Source organism: Capsulimonas corticalis (genome assembly GCF_003574315.2).
GTDB lineage: Bacteria > Armatimonadota > Armatimonadia > Armatimonadales > Capsulimonadaceae > Capsulimonas > Capsulimonas corticalis.
The window spans coordinates 3,795,465-3,808,068 of record NZ_AP025739.1; the positions used below are offsets into that span (position 1 = coordinate 3,795,465).

The 12,604-nt window shown below is 61.4% G+C and carries 11 protein-coding genes; 5 read left to right on the top strand and 6 right to left on the bottom strand.

What is annotated here, in order from left to right; all coding sequences use genetic code 11:
- The 5 genes from D5261_RS16225 to hisC form a co-directional block, all read right to left on the bottom strand.
- Complete coding sequence (locus D5261_RS16225; RefSeq protein ID WP_119324313.1) at positions 1-846, bottom strand: ABC transporter permease; 846 nt, start codon at positions 844-846, stop codon at positions 1-3.
- Positions 847-867: 21 nt separating this feature from the next.
- Positions 868-1,890: a glycosyltransferase family 2 protein gene (locus D5261_RS16230; RefSeq protein ID WP_165864575.1), complete on the bottom strand. Its 1,023-nt coding sequence runs from the start codon at positions 1,888-1,890 to the stop codon at positions 868-870.
- On the bottom strand, positions 1,877-3,208 hold the full coding sequence (locus D5261_RS16235) for a glycosyltransferase family 4 protein (protein ID WP_125206285.1): 1,332 nt from the start codon (positions 3,206-3,208) through the stop codon (positions 1,877-1,879). Before D5261_RS16235 ends, D5261_RS16230 begins: the two co-directional genes overlap by 14 nt.
- 183 nt (positions 3,209-3,391) lie before the next feature.
- The gene (gene aroF / locus D5261_RS16240) at positions 3,392-4,414 is read right to left on the bottom strand and encodes a 3-deoxy-7-phosphoheptulonate synthase (RefSeq protein WP_119324310.1); all 1,023 of its coding nucleotides are present in this window, start codon (positions 4,412-4,414) and stop codon (positions 3,392-3,394) included.
- A 347-nt stretch (positions 4,415-4,761) separates the two neighbouring features.
- Positions 4,762-5,853 carry a histidinol-phosphate transaminase gene (hisC, locus tag D5261_RS16245; protein ID WP_119324309.1) on the bottom strand — a complete coding sequence of 364 codons (1,092 nt, stop codon included), beginning with the start codon at positions 5,851-5,853 and terminating at the stop codon, positions 4,762-4,764.
- A 422-nt stretch (positions 5,854-6,275) separates the two neighbouring features.
- Here hisC and D5261_RS16250 point away from each other — a divergent pair, with 422 nt between their 5' ends.
- Entirely contained in the window at positions 6,276-6,926 is a 651-nt protein-coding gene (locus D5261_RS16250; protein WP_119324308.1) for a hypothetical protein, read from the top strand.
- A 163-nt stretch (positions 6,927-7,089) separates the two neighbouring features.
- Positions 7,090-9,486, top strand: coding sequence for an EAL domain-containing protein (locus D5261_RS16255; protein WP_119324307.1), 2,397 nt, complete (start codon positions 7,090-7,092; stop codon positions 9,484-9,486).
- A 27-nt stretch (positions 9,487-9,513) separates the two neighbouring features.
- Here the strand turns inward: D5261_RS16255 and D5261_RS16260 are convergent, their stop codons facing one another.
- Positions 9,514-10,011, bottom strand: coding sequence for a MarR family winged helix-turn-helix transcriptional regulator (locus D5261_RS16260; RefSeq protein WP_119324306.1), 498 nt, complete (start codon positions 10,009-10,011; stop codon positions 9,514-9,516).
- Positions 10,012-10,095: 84 nt separating this feature from the next.
- Here D5261_RS16260 and D5261_RS16265 point away from each other — a divergent pair, with 84 nt between their 5' ends.
- The 3 genes from D5261_RS16265 (at position 10,096) to D5261_RS16275 (ending at position 12,528) form a co-directional block, all read left to right on the top strand.
- The gene (locus D5261_RS16265; protein ID WP_119324305.1) at positions 10,096-10,572 is read left to right on the top strand and encodes a cupin domain-containing protein; all 477 of its coding nucleotides are present in this window, start codon (positions 10,096-10,098) and stop codon (positions 10,570-10,572) included.
- 272 nt (positions 10,573-10,844) lie between these two features.
- On the top strand, positions 10,845-11,204 hold the full coding sequence (rbp, locus tag D5261_RS16270; RefSeq protein ID WP_119324304.1) for an RNA-binding regulator: 360 nt from the start codon (positions 10,845-10,847) through the stop codon (positions 11,202-11,204).
- A 145-nt stretch (positions 11,205-11,349) separates the two neighbouring features.
- Complete coding sequence (locus D5261_RS16275) at positions 11,350-12,528, top strand: GntR family transcriptional regulator (protein WP_119324303.1); 1,179 nt, start codon at positions 11,350-11,352, stop codon at positions 12,526-12,528.
- The last annotated feature ends 76 nt before the right edge of the window (positions 12,529-12,604 follow it).

The window sequence follows — 12,604 nt, forward strand, 5'->3', positions numbered from 1 at the left end:
TTACTTCAGAAATCGCTCCACAATAAAGGGACGGCTGACCCGGCAGAACAGGGCGCCAAAGAGAAAAAGAGCAACCGATATAACGACGCTCGCGGCGAGCGCGCCGCCATGTCCGGCGGGGTCTCCGTAAGTAAACGCCCGCGCCGCCTCGAAGACCGAGGTCAGGGGATTGAGACGGTAGATCTGGTGCAGTCCGGAGCTGGACGGGACCTGGACAAAGACCGGGGTCAGCCCGAAGAGGATCCAGGGAAAGAAGGTCATGATATGATCGAGGTCGGGCTTCAAGGCGCTGGCGGGAGCGAACAGGAGTCCCAGTCCCGAACCCAGCACGCCGACGGCGGCGACGCCCAGCAATCCCAGCGGGAGCGCCGCCGTCGGCGGGGTGTGAAAAATGACCGCGAAGATGGCGAGGACCGCCAGCTTGATCCCCAGGCCGACCGCGTTATCGGCCGCGCCCGCCAGGATCAGCCCTTCCGTCGCCGTCTTTTGACGCCCCAGCAAGTGGCGGTTGCCGCTGAAGAGGTTTCGCTGCGTGTTGAATGTCTCCAGAAATGTCTGCGCCAGCATTAAGCCGAACACCGCGTAAAACTGGGGCGGCGTGGATGATCCGGTGTGCGCCAGCGGCAGGCCGCGTTTGCCGAATGTCAGCAGCGCCGCCGCCACGGGCGGCGCGACCGCCCAGAGCAGCCCCAGGGAAGAGTATCGATACCGTTGGGCGATCGTCTGCTGAAACCAGCGGCGGGCGGTCTCCCGCGAGGCAAGCAGGTCTGCGGCGGCGTCCCGCAGAAATTGGCGCGGACGCCGTAACGGGCTTTCGGCGGAATAGACTTTCGCGGGAAGGGACAATTTCCGTTTCCTTTGCGCGCGTTATGGCCGCTTCGCTGTTTCCAGGACGGCCTGTCGCCGGCGGCGCACCTGCGAGGATGTGCTGTGTTTGCGGCTTCGAACCTCGCGTACGCACTTCAGCACGATCCCGGGGAAGAGCAAGAAGGCAAACAGCATGCAGCCGATCGCTCTGATGAGGAGACCGGGGACGACGGCGATATTGCGCTCCGCCAGCTCCCACCTTGCCAAAACAAGCTGGTAAAACGCGAGGCGGGCGTAGTACCAGGATCGTTCGGAGGCGCTCATCATCGGGGCGAAGCGCTTCAGCAGAATATGAAAGTCATGCACGCAGAGATAGCGTTTGACGTCTTTGCTGCTTCGCTGGTCGCAGATGTTGTCGCCAAAGACGCGCTTTCGCCAGCGGGGATGGGAGGAAACGGCGACGCGGCGCGGTTTGGATAACACCAGGCCCAGCAACAGATCCCAGTCGTCGGCGATCTTCAGGTCTTCAGCCCAGCCGTTCTCCAGCAGCTCACGCGGCAGGAGGAAGGACGACGAGGGCGAAATGCAGGCGTCCACATAGATGGCGCGCGCCTGTTCCGGCTCCATGATCAGCCAGCCCTTTAGCTCCGTTTCCCGGTAATGGCGCCAGCCGTAGATCTCCTCGAAATTGCTGACGAAGGACTCGCCATCCGCCGTCTGCCCCTTCCAATTCGAGAAGACGAAATCGGCCTTGAGCGTGCGCAGCGCGCGCAGGCTGCTTTCCAAAAAGTCCGGATCCCAGAGATCGTCCGAGTCCAGCGAGCAGATAAAAGCGCCGTCGGCGTGGCGCAGGCCAAGGTTTCGCGCGGCGCCCTGTCCCCGGTGCTCCTGGCGCACGTAGAGGACATCCGTCGCCCGGGACATGATTTCGGCGGTGTTGTCGTCTGAGCCGTCGTCGGCGACGATGATCTGGACGTGCGGCCACGTCTGCTGGCGAACGCTCGCCACGGCCTGGAGAAGCAGCGCGGAGCGATTATAGGTGGGGATAATGACCGATACGAGATCGGCGTTAGAGTCGGCCATGGGAAGTCGCCTCCGTTCGCGTTTGATTGAGCGCCAGCGCCAGCTTTTCCGCAAACTCGTCGCCCGGGCTCTCGGGGACCAAAAGCCGGATGCGTTTTGCGGCTTCCCGTCCGATCGCTTCCCATTCGTCGCGCCGGCTCCAGGCGCGTTCCAGCACATCGTCCAGCGAAGCCGCGTCCGTTCCCCGGGCGAGGAATCCTGTCTCGCCGTCGTCAACGACTTCTCCGCTGCCGCCGGCGTTGGTGACGATGGGCGGCCGGCCGCACATCATCGCCTCCACCACCACCAGCGGAAGGCCCTCGGCGCGCGAGGGCAGCACCAGAGCGTGGTGCTCGCTCCAGACGGACAGGATATCGTCCGTAAAGCCATGAAAGACGACATTGCGCAGGTCCAGCATCTCCGCCGCGCGCTCCAGCGCCTCACGGTGAATGCCCTGCCCGTAGAAGTTCACCTCCAGATCGCGCCGCCGCCACTTTTCCTGCGCCAGCACGTCCAGCAGGCTGTCCTGACCCTTTTCCAGGACGAACAGTCGAGCAATGCAGGCAAGTCGAAAATGTCCGGAAGCTGTTTCGGGATATGGCGGCGGCGCGCCGCCGGCGGTCAAAAAGGGATTTCGTACGACCTCCGCGTTCGGAAGCTTGCAGGCGATTTGCCGCTCCGTCAACGCTTGATTGTGGCGCGAGACGAAATACACGCGGCGGGCGTCCCGGTAGGAGAGCCGCATCTCCTCACGAACGAAATCTCCCGGCCAATTTAAGTCCGAGGCTTTCTGGCAAATCAGCACGTACGGAACGCCGAGCTTGCGGCAGGCGGCGGAGAAGTGAAGGCCGTCGAAATTCTCGCCTTGAGAGATCACGGCCAGATCGGGCGCCAGAGCCTTGAGCCGCCGCCCGAAGATGAACTGGTAAAGCCCCAGCAGGCGCTGCTTCCAGGACTGGGTAGGCGCTGGATGGCTTTGAGATCCATCAGATCCATGGGTTTTGTCCTGGCGCGGCGCGGCGGCTCGGAGCATCATTCCCAGGATGCGCCGGACGAGCGCAAAGGTGAGTTGAAGGTAGGAGGCGCCCAGGTAATCCTCGACCGAGACGCCCGAGGACAAAAGCTCCCGAATACGGGGGTGATCGCGGACCACCAGCGTCTTGCAGACGGACACGCGATGGCCGTCGCTGGATAGGCGCAGCGCGGCTTGGGACCAGAGCTCCTCACTGCCGCCCCATGGCTCCGGGCAGGAGCTGAGGAAGAGAAAGCGCGAACTTGGACATGACGCGCGGGCAGTCGGCGTGACTGCCTCTGGAATAGAAGGGTGAGCTGAAATCATGGTAATCCAAACACCGGCAAAGTCAACAAACAATCGGCGAGATCGCACTCACGGCTTCTGTAGACAATATACCGTGAATCCTACGGTTTGTACCGGCAATTTTTCCAGGAATTGCGCTCGGGCCCTCAAATGGAAAAACCCCATCCATTCGAGAGAATGGATGGGGTGTATTGGAAGCGGCGATTACATATAGCGGCCGACGGCTTCGACCACGGCGCGAAGCTCGGGCATCAGCTTCTCGAAGGCGGGGATGGTGATGCTCTGGGCGCCGTCCTTCAGCGCCTTCTCCGGGTTCGGGTGGACTTCCACCAGGACGCCGTCCGCGCCCACGGCGGCGGCGGCTTTGCACATCGCCGGAACCATGGAGGAGCGCCCGGTGCCCTGCGAGGGGTCGATGATGACCGGAAGGTGGGAGAGCTCGCGGACGGCGAGGACCGCCGAGAGGTCCAGCGTGTTGCGGGTGTAGGTCTCGGAGGTGCGCACGCCGCGCTCGCAGAGCATAACGGCGTCGTTTCCGCCCTTGATGATGTACTCGGCGGCCTGGAGCCACTCTTCGATCTTCGCGGACATGCCGCGCTTGAGCATGACCGGCTTCTTGACCTTGCCGACTTCGATCAGAAGATCGTAGTTCTGCATGTTGCGGGTGCCGATCTGGAGGATGTCCGCGTACTTGCAGACCAGATCGATATTGCCCACATGCATGACTTCGGTAATGATCGGCAGGCCGGTTTCTTCACGGGCCTGGGCCAGCAGCTTGAGGCCGTCCTCGCCCATGCCCTGGAAGGAGTAGGGGCTGGTGCTCGGCTTGAAGGCGCCGCCGCGAAGGACGGTCGCGCCGCCGGCCTTGACGGCGCGGGCCGCCGTCATCAGCTGCTCTTCGGACTCAACGGTGCACGGGCCGGCCATCATGACGAAGCTGTTGTCGCCAATGACGACGTCGCCGACTTTGACCTGACTCTTCTCGGGGCGGAATTCCTTGCTGGCGAAACGATACGGCTTCAAGATCAACACTGCTCTTTCGACGGAAGGAAGGGACTCGACTTGCTCCGCGACGCGGGCTTCGTCCTGAGTGGGCGCGCCGACTGCGGCGATCACCGTACGCTCGACGCCATAGATTGGGTGGATCTCGTAACCCCACTCCTGAAGCGCGCCTTCGACTTCACCAATCTGCTCTTTTGTGGCGTCGGCCTGCATTATCACGATCATTGTGCGAAAATCTCCATGTTGATATTAGGACGATGCCCCGTCGCCTTCGCCCTTGTCCTTAAGAATTTAAAATAGCCTTCAAATCCACCCACGGCCTTCGGGCGACCCCTTGCAAACCCACCCCGGCCCTTCGGGCCACCCCTCCCGCCGACGGGAAGGGTGATTTCAGAGCGTGTTATCGCAGGCGGCCTTCGTCAGAGGCAATCTTATCAACCCTTCCCGTCGGCGGGAGGGGTGGCCCGCAGGGCCGGGGTGGGTTTGCCCGGGAGCATGCGAAACGCCGGGTTAGATTTGCCCGGGAGCACGCGAAGCGCCGGGGTGGGTTTGCCCAGGGTTTGCGTGAGAAACTAGCTCTCCAGCACCGCCGTCAGCGCCGCGATGAACCGTTCGTTCTGCGCCATGGTTCCCACGGTCACGCGAATGTGGGTGGGGAGGCCCAGGCCCGCGCCGGCGCGGACGATTACGCCGAGGCGCTGCAGCGCTTCGAAAACTTCCTTGCTGTCGCGCTTGACGTCAACGCACACGAAATTCGCTTCGCTGGGGATAAACTCCAGTCCAAGGCGCTGAAACTCGCGATAGTAATAGTCGCGGCCTTCATAGTTCAGCGCGACGGCGCGGCGGATATGCTCCTGGTCCACGACGCCGGCGGCGGCGGCGGCCTGGCCGATCAGGTTGACATTGAACGGGGAGCGCACGCGGTTGAGCAGCTCGGCGATCCGAGGCGGCGCGATCCCGTAACCGACGCGCAGGCCCGCGAGGCCGTACGCCTTGGAAAAGGTGCGCAGGATGATGACATTGCGATCGTCACGGACATAAGGACGCATGTCGGGCTTGTCGGCGTGGCTGACGTATTCGTCATACGCTTCGTCGAAGACGACGAGGACATGCGGCGGGACGCGCTCCATAAATCTGTCGACTTCGGCCTGCGTCACCAGGGTGCCCGTGGGATTGTTCGGATTGGCGATAAAAAGCAAGCGCGTTCCGGGCGTGATGGCGTCGGCCATCGCTTCCAGATTGTGCGTATAGTGGGTCAGCGGGACGCGATGGATCTTGGCGTTCGCCTGCGCGGCGTAGATCTCGTACATCGCAAAGGACGGATCCGCCTGCACGGTTTCTTCACCGGGCTGCAAAAACGTCATCGTCAGAAGGTGCAGAATCTCGTCGCTGCCGTTGCCAAACACGAGTGTGTTCGGCGGCATGCTGACCAGTTCCGAGACGGCGGCGCGCAGGGCCGGCGCGTTGCCGTCGGGATAGATCGAGACGCCATGCGCGCACGCAGCGATCGCTTCGGCGGCGAGGGGAGAAGGGCCGAGCGGGTTTTCGTTCGACGCCAGCTTGACGACATCGGTGAGTCCCAGCTCGCGTTTTACTTCGTCGATCGGCTTGCCCGGCTGATACGGACGAAGGGCCAGTATGTGTTCGGAGATCGGTAAGCTCATAAGTAGGGTTTCCTTGATCCCCATTATTTTAGCACAATCAGGCGTACGACCGCAAGAACGGAGCCTCGGAAGCGCGATGGCGTAAAAAATGCAGAAAGCATATCTAGCATTCGGAACATTATTGGGAATTTCATCGTATAATGGGAAAAGGACCAGAATTGGTCCATGCGGATCCATTTAGAAAACTTCTTTGGACATTTATATAAAATTCATTGACGTTTTCATAAATAAGTGGTATATTGAAATCGAAGCTCTTTAATCAGAGCTCCTATGAGAGATCAGTCAATTTTGTTACCCGAAGCAGCGCAGCATCTCATTGGCGCATCTCATGATTTGTGACAGCAGTGCGCGCCGTATTCCTTAACAACCGGCGGCGCTGCTAGTGAATATAGAAGAATTGGACTATACAGGAGAATCGTCAAATGCATCGTAAGTGGAGCAAAGAATCCATCGCCATGGAAATTGTCAGCATGTACGAGTCCGGCGAGAACCTCAACTACTCCAGCGTCGCTGCCAACAATCTGTCGCTGCTGCGCGCCGCCACTCGCTACTTTGGGACCTGGGAAGCGGCCGTCAACTTCTCCGGCCTCGATTATGAGCAGATCCGCCGCTATAAGTCCTGGACCCGCGAGCGCATCATCGCCCGCATTCAGGAACTGCATTCGCAGGGCGTCGATCTGTCCTGGCGTAATGTTTGTTTGAACGTCGACCCGCAGCTCGCCGCCGCCGCGACCAAGAAGAGCCATTTTGGCTCCTGGCGCGAAGCGCTGGAGAGCTCCGGCCTGAACTACGACGACATCCGCCGCTATCGCGAGTGGGATGACGAGCGGGTTCTGGCCATGGTGCGCGAGTTCCACAAGAACGGCGCCGGGCTCAACGCCAAGAACATGGAAGCCGAAGATATCACGCTGATCACGGCGGCCCGCCGCCGGTTCGACTCCTGGCACCAGGCGCTCACCGCCGCCGGTCTCGACTACCGCGAGATCGTCCAGCGCGCCCCATTCAAGCGCGGGCTTGGACGCGGACAGAGCAAGCGCGCCGGGATCACCCCGGGCGTCGCCACCCGCTCCTAATTCTGGCGACTTTCGAAAAACATCAGTCCGGACTGCAATTGCAGGCCGGACTTTTTTTGCGGCGGCACGCAGGAAAATCTCCCTGGACGCTTTGCCGAGAAACACGGAATAATGAAGCGGCGCGCCTTTCTCGTCTCCCTCCGCCGGCGTCGCCGCAAACATCATGGCCTACCGAAAATGGAACTGGGAAACGGGCCCGAAACTGATTGGCGGATTTAGTTTCTGCCTTGCTTTGGCTGCTCTGGTCGGCGGCATCGCGCTGGCGCAGATGCGTGTTATCACGCACGCCGCGCAAAGCATGCTGGCGGAAAGCGTCATCGGCGCGGAAGCCTTGAGTGATTTCCAAATCAACGCGCGCCGCGTGCGAACGCTGGAGTTTGAAGAGATCCTCGCGCCGCCCCAAGACCAGAAAAAACTCCAGTCCGCCATGACGGCCGCCGAAGCGTCCGTGAACGCCGCCCTGATTCGATACCGCGACTCCATCACCGACCCCGTCGACCGCAACAACTTTCAGCTTCTCGAAAGTGATTGGGCGCAGTATCTGCAAATGCATCGTCAGGAGCAGCGGGTGGATTCGAGCGCATCACGCCAGCGTCTCTACGGAATGCTGAGCGGTCCCATGCGCGCGAAGTTCTTGCAGGTCCGCGATATCTCCGATCGCATCTCGGACTGGAACCGCCGGCATGGGATTTGGTACGTCCGGAATATCCAGGACATCGACCGTCGCTGCCGGGCCTGGGTCGCCGCGCTCCTTCTCCTTTGCCTGTGCTGCGGGGCCGCGATCGCCTCCAGCGCCACGCGCTACATTACGAAACTGATTGACGACCTGCGCCACGAAGCCGCCGAGCGTCTCAGCGCGCAAGTCGCGATGATGCGCCGCGAAGAACGGTTCCGCGCGCTTGTGACGCACTCCGTGGATGTGTTCGCCATTCTGGACACCAACGCCATCACCCAGTATGTCAGTCCCGCCGTGGAAACCGTGCTCGGGTACTCCCCGGAGGCGATTGTCGGAACGAACTCCTTTACCCGCATCCATCCCGACGACCACGCCCGGGCGCGCACGCTCCTCGAACGCACGCTGCGGACGCCGGGCGTGCATTTTCCCGTGGAGTTACGGCTGAAACACGGCGACGGAACCTGGCGGCCGATGGAGATCACGCTGAACAACATGCTCGGCGATCCCGCGGTTCAGGGGTTGGTGCTCACCTACCGGGATATCACGGAGCGTAAGGAGTTTGAAGAACAGCTCCGGCATCAGGCGTTCCACGATGTTTTGACGGGACTTCCCAATCGCGCCCTGTTTTTGGACCGACTGGAGCACGCGCAGGCGCGCGCGCAGCGCCAGGAAAAGCTCGACGCGATTTTGTTCATCGATCTGGACAACTTCAAGGTCGTCAACGACAGTCTGGGGCACGAAGCGGGAGACACGCTGCTTCGCTCCGTCAGCGGACGACTGATCACCTGCATGCGTCCGGAAGACACGGTCGCCCGGCTGAGCGGCGACGAGTTCGCGGTCCTTCTCGAAGATGTCGGCGAGCTGGACGCGATCGTTATCGCGGACCGCTGCTCCGAAGCGCTGCGCGCGCCGTTTATCCTGGGGGAGCGCGAGGTCTTTATCACGGCCAGCATCGGACTGACCGTCAGCGCGCCGGGCGGCTCGGACCCAAGAAATTTACTGCGAGATGCGGATATCGCAATGTATCAAGCCAAGACCGGGGGCAAGGCGGCCACCGCGCTGTTTGATCGCAGTATGACCGACCGCGCATCCGAGCGGATGGAGCTGGAAGGGGACTTGCGCTGGGCGATCGATCACGGCCAGCTGCGTCTGCATTACCAGCCGATCGTGTCGCTGGAGTCCGGGCGGATCCGCGAGGCCGAAGCTCTTGTCCGCTGGGAGCACCCCAAGCGCGGCTTGATCCCGCCGGCGAAGTTTATCCCCATCGCCGAGGAGACCGGTCTGATCATTCCTCTTGGGAAGTGGGTGCTGGAGGAAGCGTGCCGGCAGGCGCGCGACTGGAGTGAGACAACAAAGGAGGGCGCGGCGATGATTATCGGCGTCAACCTGTCCACGCGCCAGTTCCAGCAAAACGATATTGTGGACGACATCGCCGGCGTGCTCGGCCGCAGCGGCCTGCCGCCGGCGCATCTGAAGCTGGAGATCACGGAAAGCCTGATGGCGCTGAGTCCCGACGACACCGTCGCGAAGCTGCACGATCTGAAAGCGCTCGGCGTGCATCTCGCGGTGGATGACTTTGGCACGGGCTATTCGTCGATGTCGTATCTCGCCAACTTCCCGCTGGACACGCTGAAGATCGATCGCTCATTCGTGCAAAGGATCGGGGAGCAGCCGGAGGCCGAAGCGATCATCCAGGCCGTCATCACGCTGGCGAAGACGCTGAACCTGTGCGTCACCAGCGAAGGCGTCGAAACCGCCGAGCAAAAAGAAGTCCTGCGGAAAATGGGCTCCGATCGCGGCCAGGGATACCTCTTCTCGCGCCCGCTGACCGCCGCCGCGTTCAGCGAGATGCTTTCCGACCGCGACGCCGTTTCTTCGGGCTGACCCCATTCTTCCCATTCCCGCAATGCGTTATCTGCGCTGAGTCTGCTCCATCATACGCGCGTTAAGTATCTCCAAAAGGCGTCGGAGCTCAAGCATCTCCCCCGGCCCCATGAGCTGGGCGACCTGGTTTTCCAGCTCCGCGCTTTTCTCCATCGCGGCCTGCTGGACCGCGAGTCCGCTGGGCGTCAGGTGCGCGAGCTTGGCGCGGCCGTCCGTCGGATCGTCCTTGTATTCGACGTATCGATGCTCGCGCAGGTAATCCACCAGATATCCCATACTCTGCTTGGTCATCTGCGCCTGCTCCGCCATCTCGGTGACACGGGATCCGTCCGGCGAGATCGTGCGAAAAACCACGCCGTGCGCGGGGCGGATCACTCCGCCGCTGACTTCGGACATCTGCCCATAGACCGACGCCGACAAAATCTGATACGGCCCGCGCAGCAGCGCGCCGAACGTCTGGCGCTGATCCGTGATGTTCTTTCTTCGAGAGCGTGGCGTCCTGGAAATATTTTTTTGCGAATTCATAAGGACATCTTGACATATAGACAGATAATATGTCTATAATAGTCAGTCTGTATTACTAAATTGTTCACAGGAGGAGATTTTCACATGGCGTCCACTTTGATTGAAACCGGCGCGGCGGCGCGCGTTCCCAAGCTCATCGAGCTCGGCGCGGCAAACACTAAGAACGTGTTCGGCGTTCGGGTCGATATTCTTTTGACCGGCGACGATACGGCCGGCCAGTTCTGCTCCTATGAGTGTTTCGTGGAGCCTGGCGACGGGCCGCCGCCGCATGTGCATTCGGACGATGATGAGACATTTTATATCGCGGAGGGCGAGTTCGAGGTCCTGGTCGGCGACTCCGTCAAGACGGTGCGCGCGGGAGAGATCGCGCATCTGCCACGCGGCGTCGCGCACACGTTCAAGAATATCGGCGCGGCGACCGGCCGCTTGCTCGGGACCGCGACGCCCGCCGGGCATGAGCACTTTTTCTCGGACGCGGACCAGCTGACGCGGTCGGGCAATCTCACGCCGCAAACCGCCGCCGAAGTTTGCCTGCGATATGGCATCACCTTGCTGGGATAAGAGGGAATCTTGGATGGGCGTGGTCTGGAACGAGCGGGCCGCGCCTCCTCCAAAAAATAACAAGAATAATTTTTCGGCCGAAATACATTTTTGGGAATTCTCGGGTATAACAACGCAACACGAGTTTTCCCCCTCGTAACCTTCTTTTTCCCTCAAGTTTGATGCCTCTCCTCTGATCCTTCGGTCTCTTCGGTTATCCGTCGCGCCTCTGATCTCAGCAGCAGCAGACTGCCGAGAAAAAGAGGTTTATTCCGAAAGGAGCCATCTCTTCCATGGCCACAAAATTGTACGTCGGTAACCTGAGCTATCAAACCAAGGATCAGGATCTCAACCAAGTGTTTGCCGAAGTCGGCAACGTTACCAGCGCCCAGGTCGTCACCGACCGGTACACGGGCGAGTCGCGCGGCTTCGGTTTCGTCGAAATGGCGACCGAGGACGAAGCGCAGCAGGCGATTGCAGCCATCAACGGCCGCAACGTCGATGGCCGCGCCCTGGTGGTCAATGAGTCCCGCCCGCGTGAAGGCGGAGGCGGTGGCGGCAGCCGCGGCGGTGGCGGCGGCAGCCGTGGCGGCGGCGGCAGCTATGGCGGCGGTGGTGGATACGGCGGCGGTGGCGGCGGCGGCCGTTACTAAGCCTGACGCTTGCGTCTGAAGGAAACAGGTCCGCGATTGTTTTTGTCAATCGCGGACCTGTTTTTTTGCGCCGCTATAAATATTTGGTCGTAGCGAGCGTTTAAACGTTAAACGCCGGTGGAAATTGTGCCATAATGTCACGAATATGGCGCCAAATTCCAAGCAACGATCTTCTTCACCCACCCATTTGCCGACTAAAGTGGCCGAAGCCCTGCGTGAGCGCATCCGTTCGGGGCACTACCAGCCCGGCGAATGGCTGCCCGCGGAGCGCGTGCTGACCGAGGATCTGCATGTCCATCGCCGCGTCGTCCGCGCCGCGATCGCGCAGCTGGAAAAAGAGGGTCTGCTGATCCGCCGCCCCAACTGCCGCCCGATCGTCCAGGCGCCCGCCGCGCCGGTCGCCGATGACCTGCCGACCGGCTCTCAGTTTCCCGCATCGCGGCTTGTCGCATTGATCATGTGGCACGGCGCCGCCTTGGGGGCGACCGGCACCGCCCAGCAGCGCATTTTCTGGGGCATGAATCAGGCGCTGGGGCAGGCGGGGTACCATGGCGTCTTTTTGGATCTCGGCGAGGAAGTCGGCACCGAGCAGGAGAACGCCGAGAGAGAAGCGACGCACCTTCGTTATGCGCTGGATCACGGGTTCGGGGGAATCATCTTCTACGCCTATGCGTATGACAGCAACCGCGAGCTGATTCAGGAAGTCTCCCGCAGAATGCCGCTCGTGCTGATCGACCGCATGGTTCCGGGCGTTGAGGCGGATTTCGTCGGGACCGAAAACCGGCAGGCGATGTTCGACGCCACCAAGTATTTGATTCGCCAGGGACACAAGCGCATCGCTTACGTCACAAAGGGCGAGTCGATCAACCCGGTCCAGGATCGACTGCAAGGCTATCTGCGCGCGCTGCGCGAGGAGTTCGCCTCCGACGCCTACGAAATGGTGCTGACGGCGCCGTTTTCCGACAGCAGCACCTGGTCCGTCTTCGACACCGTCTTCAAGCTTCCCGCCGAGGAGCGCCCGACCGCCGTGCTCTGCGTCAACGATATTGAAGCCGTGCGCGTCGCCAAGCGCCTCGCCGAACTCGGCCTCACCGTGCCGGAGGATGTCTCGCTGATCGGCTTCGACAACATCGTGCGAACGCTGCCCGGCGGGGTGGGGCTGACAACCGTAGGGCAGCCCTTTGAGGAGATCGGCAAAGCGGCGACCAAAATGTTCCTGCGCCGCGTGGACAGCGCCGCCGTTCCCCAGTCGCATGTCGAGCTCCCCGCGCAGCTCATCGAACGCGAGAGCAGCAAGTCGATCAGCGACGATTCGTCCGGGTAGCTTTGCGCATCCTCCGTTCACCTTCCAAACACCTGTTTTCGCGCGGAAAGCGCCGCCCCAACGGGCGGCGCTTTCT